The 21,219-nt window shown below is 51.5% G+C and carries 20 protein-coding genes; 6 read left to right on the top strand and 14 right to left on the bottom strand.

The features are described 5' to 3' along the window. Positions 1–9 precede the first annotated feature (9 nt). The 7 genes from D9597_RS13170 to dhaK form a co-directional block, all read right to left on the bottom strand. The gene (locus D9597_RS13170) at positions 10–768 is read right to left on the bottom strand and encodes an ABC transporter ATP-binding protein (RefSeq protein ID WP_130222833.1); all 759 of its coding nucleotides are present in this window, start codon (positions 766–768) and stop codon (positions 10–12) included. Beyond that, positions 765–1,745 (bottom strand): iron ABC transporter permease, encoded by a 981-nt coding sequence (locus D9597_RS13165; RefSeq protein ID WP_130215979.1) that lies wholly within the window; start codon positions 1,743–1,745, stop codon positions 765–767. The genes D9597_RS13170 and D9597_RS13165 overlap by 4 nt, the downstream gene beginning before the upstream one ends. Next, positions 1,745–2,767, bottom strand: a complete 1,023-nt coding sequence (locus D9597_RS13160; RefSeq protein ID WP_130222831.1) for an iron ABC transporter substrate-binding protein — start codon at positions 2,765–2,767, stop codon at positions 1,745–1,747. Before D9597_RS13160 ends, D9597_RS13165 begins: the two co-directional genes overlap by 1 nt. Before the next feature lie 337 nt (positions 2,768–3,104). Continuing rightward, positions 3,105–4,802, bottom strand: a complete 1,698-nt coding sequence (locus D9597_RS13155) for an alpha,alpha-trehalase (RefSeq protein WP_130222829.1) — start codon at positions 4,800–4,802, stop codon at positions 3,105–3,107. A 121-nt stretch (positions 4,803–4,923) separates the two neighbouring features. After that, the gene (gene dhaM, locus D9597_RS13150; protein ID WP_130222827.1) at positions 4,924–6,342 is read right to left on the bottom strand and encodes a dihydroxyacetone kinase phosphoryl donor subunit DhaM; all 1,419 of its coding nucleotides are present in this window, start codon (positions 6,340–6,342) and stop codon (positions 4,924–4,926) included. A gap of 10 nt (positions 6,343–6,352) precedes the next feature. Next, positions 6,353–6,985 (bottom strand): dihydroxyacetone kinase subunit DhaL, encoded by a 633-nt coding sequence (dhaL, locus tag D9597_RS13145; protein ID WP_130205657.1) that lies wholly within the window; start codon positions 6,983–6,985, stop codon positions 6,353–6,355. Between the two features lie 10 nt (positions 6,986–6,995). Further along, positions 6,996–8,066 carry a dihydroxyacetone kinase subunit DhaK gene (gene dhaK, locus D9597_RS13140; protein ID WP_130215987.1) on the bottom strand — a complete coding sequence of 357 codons (1,071 nt, stop codon included), beginning with the start codon at positions 8,064–8,066 and terminating at the stop codon, positions 6,996–6,998. A gap of 227 nt (positions 8,067–8,293) precedes the next feature. On the opposite strand from dhaK, the gene dhaR reads away from it, so the two are divergent. Then, positions 8,294–10,213 carry a dihydroxyacetone kinase operon transcriptional regulator DhaR gene (gene dhaR / locus D9597_RS13135; RefSeq protein WP_130222825.1) on the top strand — a complete coding sequence of 640 codons (1,920 nt, stop codon included), beginning with the start codon at positions 8,294–8,296 and terminating at the stop codon, positions 10,211–10,213. A 37-nt stretch (positions 10,214–10,250) separates the two neighbouring features. Here dhaR and D9597_RS23125 read toward each other — a convergent pair whose 3' ends face one another. The 3 genes from D9597_RS23125 to pth all read right to left on the bottom strand — a co-directional run bounded on the left by D9597_RS23125 (position 10,251) and on the right by pth (position 12,409). After that, complete coding sequence (locus tag D9597_RS23125) at positions 10,251–10,427, bottom strand: hypothetical protein (protein ID WP_165383448.1); 177 nt, start codon at positions 10,425–10,427, stop codon at positions 10,251–10,253. A 189-nt stretch (positions 10,428–10,616) separates the two neighbouring features. Then, positions 10,617–11,708, bottom strand: coding sequence for a redox-regulated ATPase YchF (ychF, locus tag D9597_RS13130; RefSeq protein WP_064528709.1), 1,092 nt, complete (start codon positions 11,706–11,708; stop codon positions 10,617–10,619). A gap of 116 nt (positions 11,709–11,824) precedes the next feature. Beyond that, positions 11,825–12,409, bottom strand: a complete 585-nt coding sequence (gene pth, locus D9597_RS13125; RefSeq protein WP_000152933.1) for an aminoacyl-tRNA hydrolase — start codon at positions 12,407–12,409, stop codon at positions 11,825–11,827. 277 nt (positions 12,410–12,686) lie between these two features. On the opposite strand from pth, the gene ychH reads away from it, so the two are divergent. Further along, entirely contained in the window at positions 12,687–12,965 is a 279-nt protein-coding gene (gene ychH / locus D9597_RS13120; protein WP_064528711.1) for a stress-induced protein YchH, read from the top strand. Between the two features lie 59 nt (positions 12,966–13,024). On the opposite strand, the gene dauA is transcribed toward ychH, so the two are convergent. The 4 genes from dauA to lolB form a co-directional block, all read right to left on the bottom strand. Next, a complete protein-coding gene (gene dauA / locus D9597_RS13115; RefSeq protein WP_130205665.1) occupies positions 13,025–14,704 on the bottom strand; it encodes a C4-dicarboxylic acid transporter DauA in 1,680 nt (559 codons plus the stop codon). 124 nt (positions 14,705–14,828) lie between these two features. Continuing rightward, complete coding sequence (gene prs, locus D9597_RS13110; protein WP_001298109.1) at positions 14,829–15,776, bottom strand: ribose-phosphate diphosphokinase; 948 nt, start codon at positions 15,774–15,776, stop codon at positions 14,829–14,831. Positions 15,777–15,926: 150 nt separating this feature from the next. Beyond that, positions 15,927–16,778: a 4-(cytidine 5'-diphospho)-2-C-methyl-D-erythritol kinase gene (ispE, locus tag D9597_RS13105; protein WP_130222823.1), complete on the bottom strand. Its 852-nt coding sequence runs from the start codon at positions 16,776–16,778 to the stop codon at positions 15,927–15,929. Further along, positions 16,778–17,401: a lipoprotein insertase outer membrane protein LolB gene (gene lolB / locus D9597_RS13100; RefSeq protein WP_130222821.1), complete on the bottom strand. Its 624-nt coding sequence runs from the start codon at positions 17,399–17,401 to the stop codon at positions 16,778–16,780. Before lolB ends, ispE begins: the two co-directional genes overlap by 1 nt. Before the next feature lie 213 nt (positions 17,402–17,614). On the opposite strand from lolB, the gene hemA reads away from it, so the two are divergent. Genes hemA through sirB2 form a run of 4 tightly spaced genes read left to right on the top strand, consistent with a single transcriptional unit; the run spans position 17,615 to position 21,216 of the window. After that, a complete protein-coding gene (hemA, locus tag D9597_RS13095; RefSeq protein ID WP_130222819.1) occupies positions 17,615–18,871 on the top strand; it encodes a glutamyl-tRNA reductase in 1,257 nt (418 codons plus the stop codon). Positions 18,872–18,911: 40 nt separating this feature from the next. Continuing rightward, positions 18,912–19,994: a peptide chain release factor 1 gene (gene prfA / locus D9597_RS13090; RefSeq protein WP_130222817.1), complete on the top strand. Its 1,083-nt coding sequence runs from the start codon at positions 18,912–18,914 to the stop codon at positions 19,992–19,994. Further along, positions 19,994–20,827 carry a peptide chain release factor N(5)-glutamine methyltransferase gene (gene prmC / locus D9597_RS13085; RefSeq protein ID WP_130222815.1) on the top strand — a complete coding sequence of 278 codons (834 nt, stop codon included), beginning with the start codon at positions 19,994–19,996 and terminating at the stop codon, positions 20,825–20,827. Before prfA ends, prmC begins: the two co-directional genes overlap by 1 nt. Next, a complete protein-coding gene (gene sirB2, locus D9597_RS13080) occupies positions 20,824–21,216 on the top strand; it encodes an invasion regulator SirB2 (protein ID WP_021580704.1) in 393 nt (130 codons plus the stop codon). Before prmC ends, sirB2 begins: the two co-directional genes overlap by 4 nt. Positions 21,217–21,219 lie beyond the last annotated feature (3 nt).

Raw genomic sequence — 21,219 nt, 5'->3', positions numbered from 1 at the left:
GATTGTTCCTTAGCGGCTAATTGCAGAGAGGTGATGATGAATTTGGTCGGCAGAAACCCGATACAGGGCCGCCAGTTTGTTCGTTGTTAACTGTTCGGTCGGTAAGCCTTGTGTTACTCGTCCATCTGGCTCTACCTGAATAATGCTGTCGGCAATGGCGTTGGCATGGAGCGGATGGTGAGTCGACATTAACATTGTCATGCCGTTATTTTTTAGCTGCGCCAGCGTGTCCAGAAGTTGGATCTGATGACCGAAATCGAGGCTGGAGGCGGGCTCATCCAGTAACAACAAGCGCGGTTGTTGGACGAGTGCACGGGCGATTAAAGCCAGCTGGCGTTCACCACCGCTAAGGGTATTCCAGCGTCTTGTCGCCAGATGCAAAATACCCAGCTTTTCCAGTTGTTCCGTTGCTTTCAGGCGTTCTTGCTTACCGGGAACGGAAAAAGCGCCTATGGTGGGGGCCAGGCCCATCAACACCATATCCAGCACACTGAAAGCAAAAATACCGTCGTGCGCCTGCGGTACCCAGGCAATTGCTTGCGCGCGCTGGCGATGGTTAAGTGTCTGAACAGGGATGCTATCCAGTAAGATCTCGCCCTTTAATAACGGAATAACGCCAAGAATGGAGCGCATGAGTGTGGTTTTGCCGCAACCATTGGCGCCAAGCAGACAACAAATTGTTCCTTGCGACAGGGCGAAGGAAACGTCACTTAGCACCGGATGGCGGGAGTAACCCAGAGACGCATGACGGACGGCAAGCAAAGTCACTGGCGACCTCCGCGTAACAACAAAAGCAGGAAAAACGGTGCGCCAACAAAAGCGGTCAGAATGCCGAGCGGGATTTCTGTTGTCCCAATGCTGCGCGCCAGCGTATCGGTAAGCAGGAGCAGAATCGCGCCAGTACACATTGCCATGGGCAACTGTTGCTGATGGTTATGACCGGTCAACAAGCGGGCAATGTGCGGAACGACCAGACCAACCCAACCAATAATGCCCGCTATTGCTACCGTGCTGGCGGTGATTAGTGTGGCGCAGACAATCAATCCTAATCGCAGACGCGCAACATTCAGCCCCAGCGAACGGGCTTCGTCATCAGAAAGCGTGAGTAAATTCATGCGCCAGCGGAGGAATAGCAGAGGAACGGTGCCAGCCAGAATGAGCGGTGCCGCGTAGTAAAGGTCGCGTAAGGTTACCGTAGACAGGCCACCGAGTAGCCAGAAGGTAATCGAGGGCAACTGGGTATAGGGATCGGCCAGCGTTTTAATTAGCGATATCCCCGCTCCACACAGCGTTCCTAACGCAATGCCGACCAGCACCAGCGTGAGCACCGGATCGTGACGAGTCACCCGACATGTAATCAGCCAGACGCCTGCGACCACCAGCAGACCGCCGCAAAATGCATAGAGTTGGATGTAAGCTATCGATAATCCCCACAGGATTGCAGCGCAGGCACCAAGTCCGGCACCGGCGGAGACGCCTAAAATATCCGGTGAAACTAAGGGATTACGAAACATCCCCTGATAGGTGGTTCCGGCGCCTGCCAGCGCAGCGCCCAGTAACAACGCCGCCAGAATGCGCGGCACGCGGATTTGCCAGAAGACAATTTGTTCCTGCACAGGAACATCTTCTTGACGAAGAATTAGCGCCAGCAGTTGCTGTATATCGAGATGATAAGCCCCATTTACGGCGGCAAAAGTGATACTGATAGCTGCCAGCAGCAGAATACATCCGTTCGCGGTTCTCATTAGCTCGCCACCATTTTTTGATAGTCGGCGTCACTTAATGGGCAATGCCAGAACAGTTGAGCGTAACGTTGCATATCGTTTTTAAACTGGCTGTTGACTGCGGGATCCAGCCAGGCGTGGAGTCTGCGCAATCCCAGAAGACGGTTGATTCCCGGCGGGGCATCCAGCCAGCCGAAAGGCAAGCCACTCAAAAACAGGATGCGATGTTCCGCAACGGCTTTTACGCCCTGCCAGAGAGGATCGTTACGGATAAAGTTTGCAGTCACAGCATCCTGAACCAGAATAATATCCGGCTGCCAGCGCAGTAGATTTTCCATGGAAACCTGTGCCAGGCCATGGCGATCGGCTATTTGCGCGACGTTGTGCAAACCTAATAATTCCGCCGCCTCGGTATGCAACGAACCCTGTAAGCCCGTTTCCAGCCCTCGGGGACCGCGCGCAGCATAAAAGCGGAGGTTAGCGGCGGGTGAGGTGGCGAATGCCTGAGCTTCACCAACGAAGCGGCTGGCGAGATTGGCTTGTTCTGCGGTGCAGTGCTCTTCGCCTAATGTTTTGCCCAGCGTTGTTAACTGTTCTGCCGATTGCTCCAGTTTTCCGTTAAGCAATAACCAGGGGATTTGTGTCTGTTCGCTAACCTGCCGTGCCTGGGAGAGCCAGGTTTCATCCGTATTGCCGCAATCAACGACCAAATCGGGCTGCAATGCCATAAGCCCTTCCATTGAAAGCGAACTGGCGCGCCCGGCGAGTCGTCCAAGTTTAGGTAAATGACGTATTGCCGGAGTTAATGGAATTGCCGCCTCGCGAGCAAAGTCAAAAGAAGAAAAACCGACCAGTTTTTCTGGCGCGACAGCCAGCAAAAGCAGATCGGCAGGCGCACCGGCACTGACAATACGCGTAATTTTTTTGGCTTCAGGAAGCGTCAATGAGGCCCAGAATTTAACTGATTGTGCAAAGGACGGCAGATGATGCAGGAACAAGGTAGACGCAAGAGCCTGCGTAAACATCCGTCTGGTTAGTGACATAAGTAATATCCTGACAATTAAAACCGCTATATATTTACATATATATCGGTAAAGATCATGTTTGATGTCAAGATTTGTCTAAAGAAACAGAATGATCTGCTTATTTGCTAAACAACGCTTTGTTCAACAAGAAAATTGTCAGGGAGAATGCGTGAGTGGCGGAAAAATATAAATAGAAGAGTAATGATTAATAAATTGATAATGTAAAATTAATATCTTCTCTGATATAAGAAAATTAAGACATAGACCGTATAATAATCGATGTTTGGTTTTTCGTGGAAAAAAAGAGCAATGCCAATTTTATGCGCACAATGGCATTGCCCGATATACAGTAAAGTTAAGACGTAGGTTCCGCCTCTTTTTGTTTAACCGGCGGTGTGGTTGATTTACTGGTCGGACGCGTTGCCGGAACGTTGTCACACGGTTGCTCTTTCGGGCAGATCAAATCGAGCATTTTCAGCGTGACGCCATTGGTCCAGCCAAAGCCATCCTGCAACGGGTATTCGCCACCGCCACCACCTGTTCCGGTGGTACTGACATCATATTTCTCGACCAGCTTCTTCTCCCGGTCATAAGTGTGCTGAACATTGGTCAGGAAGTGCCAGCTAATGTCCATCGCCACCTCGTTCTGCCCGTAGTTTTGCAACCCTTCTGTCGCGACCCATTGCAGCGGAGCCCAGCCATTTGGCGCATCCCATTGCTGTCCACTTTTCACCGATGTGGTGTTCAGTCCGCCTGGTTGCAACAGATGTGTTTTAGTGGCAGCAGCCATTTTGGTCGCGCGATCTTTTGCCGCTGCATTAACATAAAGCGGGAACAGGGCGGCGGCAGTTAACTGATTGCGCACTTTATCGCTCTTCAGGTCGTAGTCGGCATACCAGCCATGTTGATCGTTCCACAGGTATTTTTCGATCCCTTTCTGACGGGCATCGGCGAGTGTTTCATATTGGCTGGCCATCGCGTTATCCCCGGCGACTTTACTGGCGCGGGAGAGAATTTTCTCCATCTTATACATCAGACTATTGAGATCGACCGGTACGATGCTGGTGGTGCGTAACGTATTTAACTGCTGCGGGTTGTCCATCCAGCGTGAACTGAAATCCCAGCCAGACGCGGCGGCAGAACGCAGATCGCGGTAAATTTCAGTGGCAGGGCGGTTCGGATTACTTTTGGCGGTGGCAATATCTTCTACCCACGACTCCGGGCGCGGCGTATCGTGGTCATCCCAATAGCGGTTAAGAATAGTGCCATCCTTGAGTTTAACAACGCGCTTTTCCTGTTGTCCGGCCTGCAGATTTTCAATACCGTCCATCCAGTACGCGTACTCTTTTTGCAGTTGCGGCAGATATTGTTTCAACGCGTCGTCACCTTCGTGTTGCGCGAGTAACTCCACCATCAAGGCAAAAAAGGGCGGCTGCGATCGGCTCAAATAATAGCTGCGGTTACCGTTTGGAATATGCCCATAAGTATCTATTTCATGACCAAAGTTGGCCACCATGTCCGCCACTTTATCCCAGTGACCGCTTTCGGCAAGCCCCAGCATGGTGAAGTAACTGTCCCAGTAATACACTTCGCGAAAACGACCTCCCGGCACGACATAGGGTTTCGGCAACGGCAACAGAGAATCCCATTGTTCGGTACTTTCGGTAGAACGGGTTAACACCGGCCAAAGTCCGTCAATGTGTTCGCGCAGTGACTGCCCCTTTGGAGGCACATATTTTTCTCCCTCTTTCGGCAGGGTGAAATTGACGTTAACGAAATGGCGCAGATCGAACCCGCTCTGATTCTGCTGCATCCGGTAGTCTGCGAGGATCATTAATGGATCGCTGTTAGGAATGGCATCGGCAAAAGTTTTTTGATCAGGAAAAAGTTTGGCGTTTTGCACATCGTTAAACAGAGGGCCTAACAAAATATCAGGCGATTGTGGCGTCACCGGTGTTTCTTCTGCCTGTGCAGATAGCGCGGCGGCACACAATAATACGGCAGCAGGTATTAACGCCACTTTCTGCGAGCGACGAGGGACAAGTGGTTTCATCAATCATTCTCCTTTGGCGATACCGAACAAAACGGTATTCAAGTATCAGAAAACCTTAGTTCAGGATCGCCGTAAGAGCATGATTGAAATCTTTTTCTGCGAACTGACAGACAAATCTAATTTAACTCTGATGCCTGAAGCATTGTGCTTTTACATCCAGCGTTAGCGTCTCTTCAGGTTGAATCGAATACAGCTTCTCTCCCTGCTGACAAATCCAGCCAATACCCAGTTCACGGGCAATTAGAGCGCTGTGGGATACCGGACTTCCGGCACTAAGGCAGATGCCCTTAACGACTGTCGGATCCAGTTGAAGTACCGTGGAGGGATAAATGTTCTCCGCCAGTAAAATGGTCGGCGCGCTAAACTGAGGGAGTTCTTCTTTTGTCTGTGTCAGGTGGAGCAGGGTGCGATGCAGAAGATCGTCCACATCAATATAGCGAGCCTGCAAATATTCATCATCAATCTGCTGGTATTGCTGGCTAAGTTCTTTAAGAACCTGCTGCCAGGCATACTCCGCCGTGCAATGTTCATGCTGAAGGAGTTCGCTTGCCGCTACCCGCAGTTCAGGATCGTCTAATAGTGTATGGTGACCGGAAAAAATTGCTGCGATATCGTCGAGCCCGCTTGCTTCTGCCTTTGCCGTTAACGTCATCAGATCTAACAACGTGAAGTCAATTGCCTGGCGTAACCGTTCCTGTTCTTCTTCCACGCTCAGTGATGATTTCGCCTGTACTGTGCATAAAACCGGTTGATAATAAAAGGCTTTGCCTGTGACAGGCGGAACTGGACGCAGAGTTGGCGGTGCTATCTCTTCCATTTCACCAAAGTTATCTTCAGCCAACTGGCGAAAAGCGGCTAACGCCTCTTCAGCCTCTGGCCCTTTTGCAATCAGGCGCAGCGTATCGTTACAGCGGACTTGTAACAGCGCAATCTGGTTAATACTCTCCGGTGTTACGCACTTACCGTTTTTCTCCAACAACATGTCTGCATTAAATGTCGATAAGGTATAGACCAGCCGGGAAGCTGGACGGACGTGGAGTCCGTTACGGTTTTTAATCACCACTGCCAGAGAACGGGCTTCTTCATCGTACGAGGGGCATATGTCGGAGATTTCAGTAGCGGATGATGGTAAACCCAGTTGTTCTCGTTTGGCTTCCAGCGCATGCATGGCGTCATGGATGACTTTGTCGATAGCCGCCCCCGAGGCTGCGCTGACGGCGGCTGCTAACGTTCCTTCGACCAACGGTGCAGCGCACAAACGTACTCTCGCGGCGATCTCTGGCGCCAGCAATTCCAGTGCGGTTTCTGCACTCAATAACGCACTCCCCATATCCATCATGACCAACACATGGTCGGCATCGGCAACGGATTCGATGGCTTCCATCACTTTGACGGCATCTGTACCGATGGGATTCTGTGGATCGTCAATTCCTGCGGCAATGGCGATTTTACAACTATCGCCCATTAACATCTGGCGAGCTAATTCACCGACACCTTCTCCCAGTCGGGCGCTATGTGAAACTATGACCAGGTTTACCATCACCAATTCCTTACTCTTTTGCGGCTAACGCCAACATTTGCATCATAAACATCACGGAGGTTGCACCAGGATCCTGGTGACCAATACTGCGTTCACCGAGATAACTGGCGCGGCCTTTGCGGGCTTGCATCGTAATCGTGCTTTGTGCGGCGGATTCCGCGACGCTACTGGCGGCTTCGAGCGCCGCCGGAACAGAAAGGTTTTGCTCACTGGACTGGCGTAACGACTCAACCACTGGCCCCCAGACATCGCACATGGTTTTATCGCCTGGTTCTGCTTTCCCCCGACTGATTACGCCGTCTGCGCCATCACGGAACATCTGATAAAGCTCTATCAACGTCAGGCTTTGACGTGCCTGAGTTGCCTGTGCCGCACGGATAAAGAACGTACCGAACAGTGGGCCGCTGGCACCGCCGACGCTGGAAAGCAACGTCATGCCGGTATTCTTGAGAATGAAACCGATGTCTTTATCCGCGATGGCAGGGAGTTTTTCCACCACTTTGCTAAAGCCACGATTCATATTCAGCCCGTGGTCAGCGTCGCCGATTTCACGATCCAGCCCGGTAAGATAATCGCTCTCTTTGCTGAAAATTTCTCCACAGCGAGTGAGCCAGGTAACAATTTGAGTTCTGCTCAGTGACATGGTTATCTCCTTATTTACCCCAGTTAAGCGCCGGGGTGTGGACCGGGGCGTCCCATAACGCCAGCGTTTCGTCATCAACTTTCAGTAAGGTGATGGAAAAACCGGTCATGTCCAGTGAGGTGCAGTACGCGCCGATTAAATTACGCTCGATAGTCAAGCCAGCTTGCTGGCAACGCGTGGTCAGGCGGTTATAGACGCCATACAGTTCAGAAAGCGGTGTCGCGCCAAGATTGTTGACCAGCGCAATCACGCGATCGCCAGACTGAAGCGGTTGTTTAGTTTGCGTCTCTTCCTGCCAGCTACCTTGTCGATAATCCCAGAAGCGCAGCGTGCGGTGATATGTGCCATTTTCCAGCAGCGTGTCGAACATTTCATCGACAGTTTGATCAAGAGAGGAGAAGGGGCGGCGGTCAATACCCGGCTCACCATGAATGCCGACACCAAATTCCATTTCATTATCTGCCAGCGTAAAAGAAGGTTTGCCTGCAGCAGGAACGGTACAGGCACCGAGGGCGATACCAATAGAGTGGCCCTGATTGTTCAACTTACGCCCCAGTTGTGCACAAGCCTCCAGCGAGTCACCGCGTTCTGCCGCTGCGCCAACAATTTTTTCAATTAATACTGTATTGGCAACGCCGCGCCGCCCGGCGGTATAAAGACTGTCTTTTACTGCAACGTCGTCATCAATGACCACGGTGGTCACTTTTACGCCACTATCGTGCAGTAATTCGGTCGCTGTCTCGAAGTTAAGAATATCGCCGGTATAATTTTTGATAATCAGCAGTACACCTTCGCCACCATCGATTTGCATGGCACATTCAAAAATTTTATCGGGCGTCGGTGAGGTGAAAATTTCGCCAGGACACGCCCCCGAGAGCATACCCTGGCCAATATAACCACAGTGCATGGGTTCGTGTCCGCTGCCGCCTCCCGACAATAACGCCACTTTTCCTGCAATTGGCGCATCGGCTCGGGTGACATACACCGGATCCTGATGCAGTGCCAGCGAAGGATACGCTTTCGCCAGTCCCGCCAGTTGTTCGTTCAGTACGTCTTGCACATCATTGATCAATTTTTTCATTATTTTGCTCCAGCAATTAGGGTAGGGCATGGATGATGTTCAACGACACGGCGACCACTGACTGCCGGTAAATCCATTGTGCATCAGGGAGGGGAAAAGAAAATTAACCCAAATTATGTTTCACAATGAAACATATGCTTTAATAAATGTTCCATAACGGAACAATGCCGAATCTGGATAAGTAAATTTGCGATGCGGAACACCTTTTTGTCATAAGGGCAGCAAATATGAATGACGGTTTTAACAACCAGCAACAGAGCGTATCTCCCTTGATAGCAGCATCCTGGGAGCGATGCCGCAAGCTGATGAAACGGGAGTCATGGAGCGTACCGCATCAGGCTCGGGGCGTGACATTTGCTTCTATCTATCGGCGTAAGGAAGCGATGCTGGCACTCGGGCAAGCGGCACTGGAAGATGCCTGGGAATATATGGAATCGCGGGCGTGCGGACTGTTCATCCTTGATGAAACCGCCTGCATCCTTAGTCGTTATGGCGATCCACAAACGTTGCACCAGCTTAGTGTCCTGGGATTCAATGACGGCACGTATTGCGCAGAGGGAATTATTGGTACTTGTGCGCTATCGTTAGCGGCTATCTCCGGTCAGGCAGTGAAAACGATGGCCGATCAACATTTCAAGCAGGCGCTGTGGGATTGGGCATTTTGTGCAATGCCACTGTTTGACAGCAAGGGCCGATTAACGGGAACGATAGCGCTGGCGTGTCCGGTTGAGCAAACCACCGCAGCCGATTTGCCGTTGACGCTGGCAATTGCGCGCGAGGTAGGAAATTTACTGCTGACAGACAGTTTACTGGCTGAAACAAACCGGCATTTAAATCAGCTTAACGCCTTGCTGGAAAGTATGGACGATGGCGTGATTAGCTGGGATGAGCAGGGTAATTTGCAATTTATCAATGCCCAGGCAGCGCGTGTTTTGTGTCTGGACGCGACGGCAAGTCAGGGAAGGGCGATCACTGAGCTATTAACGCTACCAACCGTATTGCAACAGGCAATAAAGCAAGCTCATCCCCTCAAACATGTGGAAGCGACTTTTGAAAGTCAGCACCAGTTTATTGATGCGGTCATTACCCTTAAACCGATAATTGAAACGCAAGGGACCAGCTTTATTCTGTTGCTCCATCCGGTAGAACAGATGCGGCAGTTGATGACCAGTCAATTAGGAAAAGTCAGCCATACCTTCGCTCATATGCCACAGGACGATCCGCAAACCCGCCGGTTGATCCATTTTGGCCGCCAGGCGGCGCGCAGCAGTTTCCCGGTGTTACTCTGTGGAGAAGAAGGCGTTGGCAAAGCACTGTTAAGCCAGGCCATTCACAATGAAAGCGAGCGTGCGGCGGGTCCCTATATCGCGGTTAATTGCGAGTTATATGGCGATGCGGCGCTGGCGGAAGAATTTATTGGTGGCGATCGAACGGAGAATGAAAATGGTCGTCTGAGTCGGCTGGAACTGGCACATGGCGGCACGTTGTTCCTTGAAAAGATTGAATATCTGGCGGCAGAGTTACAGTCTGCGTTGCTCCAGGTCATCAAACAAGGCGTCATCACAAGACTGGATGCGCGGCGTTTAATACCCATTGATGTCAAAGTGATTGCCACTACAACAGCGGATCTGGCGATGCTGGTGGAGCAAAATCGCTTTAGTCGTCAGCTTTATTACGCGCTTCATGCATTTGAAATTACCATCCCGCCTTTACGGATGCGGCGCGACAGTATTCCGGCGCTGGTGAATAACAAATTGCGCAGTCTTGAAAAACGCTTCTCTACGCGTCTGAAAATTGATGACGATGCGCTTACTCGCTTGGTTTCTTGCGCATGGCCCGGCAATGATTTTGAACTTTACAGCGTCATCGAGAATCTTGCGCTGAGTAGCGACAACGGACGCATTCGTGTCAGTGATTTGCCGGAACACCTGTTTACTGAACAGGCGACAGATGATGCCAGCGCTACACGTCTTTCTACCAGTCTGTCATTCGCGGAAGTTGAAAAAGAGGCGATTATTAACGCGGCCCAGGTGACTGGCGGACGTATTCAGGAAATGTCGGTTTTACTCGGGATTGGTCGCACTACGCTGTGGCGAAAAATGAAGCAATACGGCATTGATGCAAGTCAGTTTAAGCGCCGTGGATAGCGGGAAAGTAGGCACTCTCCCGCGTATGACTTGCTAATTAATAGCGACCATGACTGCCATGATTTGGCCCACCATTTGAAGGTGGCATTGGCTTACCGGAAGCCGCAGGACCACGCGGGCCATCGTTGTGGCGGTGATGATGGTGAGGAACACAAGCACTTAACAGGCTTGCGAAGACAATTGCTAACAGACTGAAGGTAAATGTTTTTTTCATGACAAACTCTTGAACGGTTAATGCACTGTGATTGTTATCACATAAAAGCCGTATTGTTAATATTGCCAGGAGTCTGATTATGAGTTTCGGTAACTCAGAATTGAAAAAAGCAGCGTAGCAGGTGTAAAAAAGCCATTATGTGCGACTCACATAATGGCTCGTTATTAACCGCCAGGATATTACGCGGAATTAGACGTTGAACAGGAAGTTCATCACATCGCCATCTTTAACGATGTAGTCTTTACCTTCTGCACGCATTTTACCCGCTTCTTTCGCACCTTGTTCACCTTTGTAAGTGATGAAATCTTCAAACGAGATGGTTTGTGCGCGGATAAAGCCTTTTTCAAAATCGGTGTGGATTTTGCCAGCCGCTTGCGGTGCAGTTGCACCAACCGGAATGGTCCATGCACGCACTTCTTTCACCCCAGCGGTGAAGTAAGTTTGCAGATTCAGCAGTTTATAACCAGCACGGATCACACGGTTCAGGCCCGGTTCTTCCAGCCCCAGTTCCTGCATAAACTCGTCACGTTCTTCGTCGTCCAGTTCGGCAATGTCTGCTTCAACAGCAGCACAAACCGGAACTACAATAGAACCTTCTTTCGCCGCGATTTCACGTACCTGGTCAAGATACGGGTTGTTTTCAAAACCGTCTTCGTTGACGTTGGCGATGTACATCGTTGGTTTCAGCGTCAGGAAGCTCAGGTAACGAATCGCCGCTTTCTCTTCAGCGCTTAAATCCAGCGCGCGCAGCATGCCTGCGTTTTCCAGCTGTGGCAGGCATTTTTCCAGTACCGCCAGCTCGGCTTTCGCGTCTTTATCGCCACCTTTGGCTTTCTTCTGTACGCGGTGAATCGCACGTTCGCAGGTGTCGAGATCCGCCAGCGCCAGTTCGGTGTTGATAACTTCAATATCGTCCGCCGGGTTTACTTTGCCGGAAACGTGAATGATATTGTCATTCTCAAAGCAGCGAACAACGTGGCCGATCGCTTCGGTTTCACGAATGTTGGTCAGGAACTGGTTACCCAGACCTTCACCTTTCGACGCGCCTTTTACCAGACCGGCGATATCGACAAATTCCATGGTCGTGGGAAGCGTACGCTGCGGTTTTACGATTTCAGCCAGTTGATCCAGGCGAGGGTCAGGCATTGGTACGACGCCCGTGTTCGGCTCGATGGTACAGAATGGAAAGTTGGCCGCTTCAATACCGGCTTTGGTCAGCGCGTTGAACAGGGTAGATTTCCCGACGTTGGGCAAACCGACGATACCGCATTTGAATCCCATGATTTAAATCACCTTAATATCTTAATAATCAACCTGTTATCGCAAACAGATTGCAGAAATGGAAATAACTTTGCCTATTATACACGGCACTCGGCAAAAATGCCGCAGACAACGACTTATTGCGCTTTAAAGGCGTGCAATCGGTTCGTTGCTTTGGTCAAACCATCTGTAAACCACATTTCAGTACAACGCGCCGCTTCGTCGATGGCTTCATCAATTAACTTCTGTTCACTAACAGGTGGTTTGCCTAACACAAACCCGACAACTTTGTTTTTATCGCCCGGATGACCGATTCCGATGCGTAAACGGTGAAAGTTAGGGTTATTACCCAATTTACTGATGATGTCTTTCAGTCCATTGTGACCACCGTGGCCACCGCCCAATTTAAATTTGGCGACGCCCGGAGGCAGATCCAGTTCGTCGTGAGCCACCAGAATTTCGTCCGGATTAATGCGGAAAAAACTGGCCATCGCTGCGACGGCTTTGCCGCTGAGATTCATAAATGTAGTCGGGACTAACAGGCGGACATCTTCGCCTCCGAGGGTAACTCGCGAGGTATAACCAAAGAATTTAGCCTCTTCGCGCAGGGGAGCGCGTAAACGCTCCGCCAGTAAGTCAACGAACCAGGCGCCAGCATTATGTCGCGTTGCGGCGTATTCAGCGCCGGGGTTCGCCAGGCCGACAATCAATTTAATCGTCACGTTTTTTTGTCCTGAGTGAGTACATAACTGGCGCGTAGTTTACTGGTTGCGGCCCCGCTTGACAAAAAACAGCGTGTTAAACGCAGATAACATAATAATTGCCAGTGTCGACTATTAGAAAGTCAAGGTGTTCAGACGGTTATTTGTAAAGTTTTGTTGAAATAAGGGTTGTAATTGTGATCACGCCCGCACATAAGCCACAGGGTGTTGTCTATACTTTACACATAAGGAAGAGGGGTATTCCCTGTTACAACCCAGAAAGTTCCGGAGGTGACACATGAAACGCAAAAACGCTTCGTTACTCGGTAACGTGCTTATGGGGTTGGGTCTGGTGGTGATGGTGGTCGGCGTGGGGTATTCAATCCTCAACCAATTACCACAGTTTGATATGCCCCAGTATTTCGCACACGGTGCAGTGCTGAGTATTTTCGTCGGTGCCATTCTCTGGCTGGCGGGAGCCCGTGTTGGCGGGCATGAACAGGTGTGCGACCGTTACTGGTGGGTTCGCCACTATGACAAACGTTGCCGCCGTAGCGATAATCGCCGTCATAGCTAACAACTAAAGTAGTTTGCTGACCAGTCAGTTTGCGCTGACTGGTCAATTTAATGCCTTTCTTACAGATCAGCCATCGCTGCGCTGCGATTCGGGAAGAACGCCAGACGTCCCGGAATCGGTTGAATACCGGATCGGGCCATTGTACGCAGAGGCTGGAATTCCACGTTACACACGCGCAGTTCACACCCTTCAGGCAGGCGCTTCACAAAACGCTGGAACGCATCAAGACCACCGGCATCAAGCACCGGAACGGCATCCCACTTCAGAATAACAATCCGTTTTCCTTCCAGACGTGATTCCAGGTCGGTGAACAGACCTTCAGCCGCCGCGAAAAACAGCGGGCCAATAACACGCAAGACCAGCACATCATCAGGAACGTCTACTGCCACCGGCGCCAGACGAGTCATACGGGCGATACGGCGCATAAACAGCAACGATGCCAGAACAATCCCCACGCTGATGGCAATAACCATATCAAACAGCACGGTCAGTGACATACACAGCAGCATGACGATGATGTCATCTTTCGGCGCATGACGCAGCAAGTCGACCACTTTGTGCGCTTCACTCATGTTCCACGCCACCATCAACAGCAGGGCCGCCATGGCGGAAAGCGGCAGCCAGGAGAGCAGTGGTGCCAGTACCAGCAGGGCGAGAATAACCAGAATAGAGTGGATCACCGCCGAGATAGGGGAAGTTGCCCCAGCACGGACGTTAGCGGCAGAACGCGCGATGGCAGCAGTAGCGGTAATACCACCAAAGAATGGAGCGATGATATTCCCCAGCCCCTGACCGACCAGTTCACTATTCGCCTTGTGCTTAGTCCCGGTCATACCATCCAGTACGACGGCGCAGAGCAGAGATTCGATTGCCCCGAGCATTGCCATTGAGAAAGCCGCAGGCAGCAGGGTGCGAATAGAATCCCAGGTTAGTGTGAATTCTGAATTAGGCAGGTCCCACGGCAGCACCAGTTGCGGCAGCAGTTGCGGAATACCGTTACCCTGAGAACCATCGGCCAGAACGTAGTGGAATTGCGACCCGATGGTAGCAACATGTCCGCCAAGCAGGTTAACAATCCCCATCACCGCGCAACCAGCCAGCAAGGCCGGAAGGTGACCAGGTAAACGAATACCCAAACGTGGCCAGAAAATCAGAATGCCAAGCGTCACGATACCAATAGCAGCATCACCCACATTAATGGTCGGCAGCGCCATAAATAATGCGCCGACTTTTTGTAGATAATGTTCCGGGACATGAGCCATTTGCAGACCGAGAAAATCTTTAATCTGCATGGTACCGATGGTGATCCCGATACCCGAGGTAAAACCTAAGGTGACGGAAACCGGAATATATTCAATCAGACGACCAAAGCGCGCCAGACCCATCAGGATCAAAAAGATCCCCGACAACAACGTCGCAACCAGCAGGCCTGCCAGTCCAAACTGTTGCGAAACGGGATAGAGAATTACTACAAATGCTGCAGTCGGACCGGAAACGCTAAAGCGCGACCCACCCGTCAGAGCTATGACAATCCCCGCAACGGCAGCGGTATATAAACCGTATTGAGGAGCCACACCACTGCCAATTGCCAACGCCATCGCCAGAGGAATAGCAATAATCCCAACGGTTATCCCGGCAATCAGGTCACGGGTAAACCGTGCGGCAGTGTATTTTTCTTTCCAGCAAGCGTCGATCAGAGCGCGGAAAGGCATCACATGTGAGGAAAATATTTTGTTCACAATAATGTTTCATCCGTGAGCGCATCATCTGTCAACTAAATGGCAGGTGAAGGAGGCATAGGTCATACAAATGGATATTACAGACAAAAAAACCCGCCGCAGCGGGTCTTTGAGCCGGGTTCGATTAATGTTCGAACATGGCAGAGATCGATTCTTCGTTGCTGATACGACGAATCGCTTCGGCCAGCATACCTGACAGGGTCAGAGTACGCACGTTCGGCAGTGATTTGATTTCATCGCTCAGCGGAATGGTATCGCAGACAACGACTTCATCAATTACAGAGTTACGCAGGTTGTTCGCCGCGTTGCCAGAGAAGATCGGGTGAGTCGCGTACGCAAATACACGCTTAGCACCACGTTCTTTCAGAGCTTCAGCAGCTTTACACAGCGTACCGCCAGTGTCGATCATATCATCGACCAGTACGCAGTCACGACCTGCAACGTCACCGATGATATGCATCACCTGGGAAACGTTCGCACGCGGACGACGTTTGTCGATGATTGCCATATCGGTATCGTTCAGCAGCTTAGCGATAGCGCGGGCACGCACAACGCCGCCGATGTCCGGAGAAACCACAATCGGGTTATCCAGATTCAGCTGCAGCATGTCTTCCAGCAGGATCGGGCTACCAAATACGTTATCAACCGGAACGTCGAAGAAACCCTGAATCTGTTCAGCGTGCAGATCCACTGTCAGCACACGGTCAACACCGACGCTGGAGAGGAAGTCTGCAACCACTTTCGCAGTGATTGGTACACGAGCGGAACGGACGCGACGGTCCTGGCGCGCATAGCCAAAGTAGGGGATAACAGCGGTGATACGACCTGCGGAAGCACGACGCAGGGCATCAACCATCACGACTAATTCCATCAGGTTGTCGTTAGTAGGGGCACAAGTGGACTGGATGATGAAAATATCACCACCGCGTACATTTTCGTTAATTTGTACGCTGACTTCGCCGTCGCTAAAGCGACCTACAGCGGCGTCGCCGAGTGAAGTGTACAGGCGGTTGGCAATACGTTGTGCTAGTTCCGGGGTGGCGTTACCAGCAAAAAGCTTCATATCAGGCACGAGAAGAACCTCAGGCATGCGTCCATTGGTGGAAAGAATCTGCCGAAAACTGTGCGGGCCAGGCAATATTCTTTCCAGGCGGTGTATTAAAGAGCGCGATGCAACGTCTGGAACAAGGTGACGTTGTCACCGAAACTCAGCTTGCCCGGCTTAAAGCATGGCTCTGTGCAATGGGGAAAGATTGACACCTTTCGCCACAAAGCCATTGAGCCATTCCGGGGCTTGCTCTAGCACCTGGCGGGCTTCAGACTCTGTATCAAATTCAGCAAAGACACAGGCCCCTGTCCCAGTCAGGCGCGACGGGGCGTATTCTAACAGCCAGGAAAGCACCGCATCAACCTCGCGAAAACGTTTTCTTGCGATAACCTCGCAATCATTGCTGAATTCACATTTTAGCAACGTTTCTATTGACCTTTTTGGCGTGTTGCGCGGGAGTTCGGGATCTTTAAAAATCATTGGCGTAGGAATACTCACGCCAGGGTGCGCAACCAGATACCATTTTTCTGGTGGATTCACCGGCGTTAATATTTCGCCAACCCCTTCGGCAAAAGCAGCATGACCACGGACAAAAACCGGCACATCTGCGCCCAGCGTCAGACCGATTTCTGCCAACTCATCAACATTCAGTCCGCATTGCCACAGATGATTTAAAGCGACCAGAACTGTTGCGGCATTGGATGAACCACCGCCCAGACCACCACCCATAGGCAAACGCTTGTCAATGCTGATATCTGCACCACTTCCTTTCGGAAGACGCCCACTGGCGGCGGCTGCTTTCATCAACAACCGTGCCGCGCGAACAATCAGGTTATCTTCGTGTTCCACACCTTCAACGGGCGTTAACAGGCGGATTTCCCCATCGTTGCGAAGTTCAATGCTGATAGTGTCGCCGTAATCCAGAAACTGAAACAGCGTTTGCAGCGTGTGGTAGCCGTCCGCACGCTGACCGGTAATGTATAAAAACAGATTAAGCTTTGCCGGAGAGGGCCACTGAGTCCGCATTATTTCACTATCCAGTTATCCATTTTTAACTTGATGCGCTGACCGCCTTCGGTGAGTTCCATGTTGGCAGGCATCGCAGGTTGCGTTTTGGTGTCATAACCGCCGTATACCACTTTCCATTTTTTACCGTTCTGACTATAGGTAATTTCGCTCAGGCGGTACTGGTCGTCCAGTTTGTAGTCGGTTGCATCACCTGGCAAACCTAAAATCCACTGGCGCAAACTGTTGAGCGGAATCGGCATTCCGGTCAATTTGCCAATCATCTCTTCGGCGTCATCGGCGGTGTAACGCTGGCCTTTATTGTCCACTAACTGCACATTACCCGGCTGGACATTCAACTCCAGTTCAGTGCTGCCCAATGGGTTAGTCAGCAGCAGACGGTAGCGATCCTGGCCAGTTTGCTGCCAGAAGAAACGGGCATACACTTTTTGTTGGTCAGAAATATAGGCAAATGCACCGCGTGTCTGGTACTGATTCAGGTTGCGCACGTCTTGCTGATGCTGACGCCACTGTGGCGAATCCGGGCTTTTGCCTGGACCTTTAGGCGTCGTAACGGAACAGGCCGTGAGCACGAGAGCAGCCAGCGGTAGCAGGCGGATAAAGCGAAAATCGGGCAGGGGCATAATAATGACAAGTCCTTGAGATACGTTGCAGTTATAACCCTTAATGCTAGCGTTACCGTCAGCCATCGTCTATGTTCAAGTTGTCTTAATTGCCAGAATCTAACGGGTTTAGGCAATTACTCCAAAAGGGGGCGCTCTCTTTTATTGATCCCGCGCATCCTGTATGATGCGAGCAGACTAACCATATCAACGTTGGTATTATTTCCCGCAGACATGACCCTTTTAGCACTCGGTATCAACCATAAAACGGCACCTGTATCGCTGCGAGAACGTGTATCGTTTTCGCCGGATAAGCTCGATCAGGCGCTGGACAGCCTGCTTGCGCAGCCGATGGTGCAGGGCGGCGTGGTGCTGTCGACGTGTAACCGCACAGAACTTTATCTTAGCGTTGAAGAGCAGGATAACCTGCAAGAGGCGCTCATTCGCTGGTTGTGCGATTACCATAATCTCAACGAAGAAGATCTGCGTAATAGCCTCTATTGGCATCAGGATAACGATGCGGTCAGCCATTTAATGCGTGTTGCCAGTGGTCTGGATTCACTGGTATTGGGCGAGCCGCAAATCCTCGGTCAGGTAAAAAAAGCCTTTGCCGATTCACAAAAAGGCCATATGAAGGCCAGCGAACTGGAGCGTATGTTCCAGAAATCTTTCTCCGTGGCGAAACGCGTTCGCACTGAAACGGATATTGGCGCCAGTGCGGTATCTGTTGCATTTGCGGCTTGTACGCTGGCGCGGCAGATCTTTGAATCGCTCTCTACGGTGACCGTATTGCTGGTTGGCGCGGGCGAAACCATCGAGCTGGTGGCGCGTCATCTGCGCGAACACAAAGTACAGAAGATGATTATCGCCAACCGTACTCGCGAACGTGCCCAAATTCTGGCAGATGAAGTCGGCGCGGAAGTGATTGCCCTGAGCGATATCGACGAACGTCTGTGTGAAGCCGATATCATCATCAGTTCCACCGCTAGCCCGTTGCCGATTATCGGTAAAGGCATGGTGGAGCGCGCATTAAAAAGTCGTCGCAACCAACCGATGCTGCTGGTCGATATTGCCGTTCCACGCGATGTTGAGCCAGAAGTTGGCAAACTGGCGAATGCCTACCTTTACAGCGTTGATGATCTGCAAACCATTATTTCGCACAACCTGGCGCAACGTAAAGCCGCCGCAGTTGAGGCGGAAACTATCGTCGCCCAGGAAACCAGCGAATTTATGGCGTGGCTACGCGCACAAAGCGCCAGCGAAACCATTCGCGATTATCGCAGCCAGGCTGAACAAGTTCGCGATGAGTTAACCGCCAAAGCGTTAGCGGCCCTGGAACAGGGCGGCGACGCGCAAGCCATAATGCAGGATCTGGCATGGAAACTGACTAACCGCCTGATCCATGCGCCAACGAAATCACTTCAACAGGCCGCCCGTGACGGGGATAACGAACGCCTGAATATTCTGCGCGACAGCCTCGGGCTGGAGTAGCAGTACATCATTTTCTTTTTTACAGGGTGCATTTACGCCTATGAAGCCTTCTATCGTTGCCAAACTGGAAGCCCTGCATGAACGCCATGAAGAAGTTCAGGCACTGCTGGGTGATGCGCAAACCATCGCCGACCAGGAACGTTTTCGCGCATTATCACGTGAATATGCGCAATTAAGTGATGTTTCGCGCTGTTTTACCGACTGGCAACAGGTTCAGGAAGATATCGAAACCGCGCAGATAATGCTCGACGATCCGGAAATGCGTGAAATGGCGCAGGACGAGCTGCGTGAAGCCAAAGAAAAAAGCGAGCAACTGGAACAACAGTTACAGGTTCTTTTGCTGCCAAAAGATCCCGATGACGAACGTAACGCCTTCCTTGAAGTGCGTGCCGGAACTGGTGGTGATGAAGCGGCGCTGTTCGCTGGCGATCTGTTCCGTATGTACAGCCGCTACGCCGAAGCCCGCCGCTGGCGTGTAGAAATCATGAGCGCCAGCGAGGGTGAACATGGTGGTTATAAAGAGATCATCGCCAAAATTAGCGGTGATGGTGTGTATGGACGTTTGAAATTCGAATCTGGCGGCCATCGCGTGCAGCGTGTTCCTGCGACGGAATCGCAAGGGCGTATTCATACTTCTGCTTGTACCGTAGCGGTAATGCCGGAGCTGCCGGAAGCGGAACTACCGGATATCAACCCGGCAGATTTGCGTATCGATACTTTCCGTTCCTCAGGCGCGGGTGGTCAGCACGTCAACACCACCGATTCGGCAATTCGTATTACCCACTTGCCGACCGGTATTGTTGTTGAATGTCAGGACGAACGTTCGCAGCATAAAAACAAAGCGAAGGCACTTTCAGTGCTTGGTGCTCGTATCCATGCGGCGGAAATGGCAAAACGCCAGCAGGCAGAGGCTTCCACCCGTCGCAACTTGCTGGGTAGCGGCGATCGCAGCGATCGTAACCGTACCTATAACTTCCCGCAGGGGCGTGTTACCGATCACCGCATCAACCTGACGCTCTACCGTCTGGATGAAGTAATGGAAGGTAAACTGGATATGCTGATAGAACCGATCGTCCAGGAACATCAGGCCGACCAACTGGCGGCGTTGTCCGAGCAGGAATAATGGAATATCAACACTGGTTACGTGAAGCAATAAGCCAACTTCAGGCGAGCGAAAGCCCGCGGCGCGATGCTGAAATCCTGCTGGAGCATGTTACCGGCAAGGGGCGCACTTATATTCTCGCCTTTGGTGAAACGCAGTTGACTGAAGAGCAATGTGAGCAACTCGACGCGCTTTTAGCTCGTCGTCGTGCCGGTGAACCTATTGCTCATTTAACCGGTGTGCGTGAATTCTGGTCGTTGCCATTATTTGTTTCGCCAGCGACCTTAATTCCGCGCCCGGATACGGAATGTCTGGTGGAGCAGGCACTGGCGCGATTGCCTGAACAACCTTGCCGTATTCTCGATCTTGGAACTGGCACTGGGGCAATTGCGCTGGCATTGGCCAGCGAACGCCCGGATTGCGATGTTACGGCGGTTGACCGAATGCCTGACGCTGTCGCTCTTGCGAAGCGCAATGCGCAAAATCTGGCAATCAAAAATATCCACATCCTGCAAAGCGACTGGTTTAGCGCGCTAGCCGGGCAGCAGTTTGCGATGATTGTCAGTAATCCGCCGTATATTGACGAGCAGGATCCACATCTTCAACAAGGCGATGTCCGCTTTGAGCCACTCACTGCGCTGGTTGCGGCAGACAGCGGAATGGCAGACATCGTGCATATCATCGAACAGTCGCGTAACGCGCTGGTATCCGGCGGCTTTCTGCTTCTGGAACATGGCTGGCAGCAGGGCGAAGCTGTGCGACAGGCATTTATCCACGCGGGATATCATGAAGTCGAAACCTGTCGGGACTATGGTGATAACGAGCGCGTAACGCTCGGTCGCTATTATCGATGATAAGCTTTACTACGCTGCTTAGCGTTCATCTCATTAGCATCGCGCTTTCTGTTGGGCTCTTAACCCTACGATTCTGGCTACGTTACCAGGAGCATCCACTGGCATTCGCTCGTTGGACGCGCATTGTGCCGCCGGTTGTCGACACGGTGTTATTGCTTAGCGGCATCGCGCTGATGGCTAAAGCGCACATCCTGCCATTTTCCGGGCAGGCTGAATGGCTGACTGAAAAGCTGTTTGGAGTTATCATTTATATCGTTTTGGGTTTTATTGCACTCGATTATCGTCGGATGCACAGTCAGCAGGCGCGCATTATTGCCTTCCCGCTGGCGCTGGTGGTGCTGTACATCATCATTAAACTCGCCACCACAAAAGTACCGTTACTGGGGTAAGTC

Source organism: Escherichia sp. E13S3 (assembly GCF_004212325.1).
Lineage (GTDB): Bacteria > Pseudomonadota > Gammaproteobacteria > Enterobacterales > Enterobacteriaceae > Escherichia.
This window is presented reverse-complemented; position numbering and strand designations above follow the sequence as displayed.

Coding starts and splice junctions, on each gene's coding strand:
- D9597_RS13165 (WP_130215979.1), bottom strand. CDS start 1,745: ATGAGAACCGCGAACGGATGTATTCTGCTGCTGGCAGCTATCAGTATC.
- D9597_RS13160 (WP_130222831.1), bottom strand. CDS start 2,767: ATGTCACTAACCAGACGGATGTTTACGCAGGCTCTTGCGTCTACCTTG.
- D9597_RS13155 (WP_130222829.1), bottom strand. CDS start 4,802: ATGAAACCACTTGTCCCTCGTCGCTCGCAGAAAGTGGCGTTAATACCT.
- dhaM (WP_130222827.1), bottom strand. CDS start 6,342: ATGGTAAACCTGGTCATAGTTTCACATAGCGCCCGACTGGGAGAAGGT.
- dhaL (WP_130205657.1), bottom strand. CDS start 6,985: ATGTCACTGAGCAGAACTCAAATTGTTACCTGGCTCACTCGCTGTGGA.
- dhaK (WP_130215987.1), bottom strand. CDS start 8,066: ATGAAAAAATTGATCAATGATGTGCAAGACGTACTGAACGAACAACTG.
- dhaR (WP_130222825.1), top strand. CDS start 8,294: ATGAATGACGGTTTTAACAACCAGCAACAGAGCGTATCTCCCTTGATA.
- D9597_RS23125 (WP_165383448.1), bottom strand. CDS start 10,427: ATGAAAAAAACATTTACCTTCAGTCTGTTAGCAATTGTCTTCGCAAGC.
- ychF (WP_064528709.1), bottom strand. CDS start 11,708: ATGGGATTCAAATGCGGTATCGTCGGTTTGCCCAACGTCGGGAAATCT.
- ychH (WP_064528711.1), top strand. CDS start 12,687: ATGAAACGCAAAAACGCTTCGTTACTCGGTAACGTGCTTATGGGGTTG.
- ispE (WP_130222823.1), bottom strand. CDS start 16,778: ATGCGGACTCAGTGGCCCTCTCCGGCAAAGCTTAATCTGTTTTTATAC.
- lolB (WP_130222821.1), bottom strand. CDS start 17,401: ATGCCCCTGCCCGATTTTCGCTTTATCCGCCTGCTACCGCTGGCTGCT.
- hemA (WP_130222819.1), top strand. CDS start 17,615: ATGACCCTTTTAGCACTCGGTATCAACCATAAAACGGCACCTGTATCG.
- prfA (WP_130222817.1), top strand. CDS start 18,912: ATGAAGCCTTCTATCGTTGCCAAACTGGAAGCCCTGCATGAACGCCAT.
- prmC (WP_130222815.1), top strand. CDS start 19,994: ATGGAATATCAACACTGGTTACGTGAAGCAATAAGCCAACTTCAGGCG.
- sirB2 (WP_021580704.1), top strand. CDS start 20,824: ATGATAAGCTTTACTACGCTGCTTAGCGTTCATCTCATTAGCATCGCG.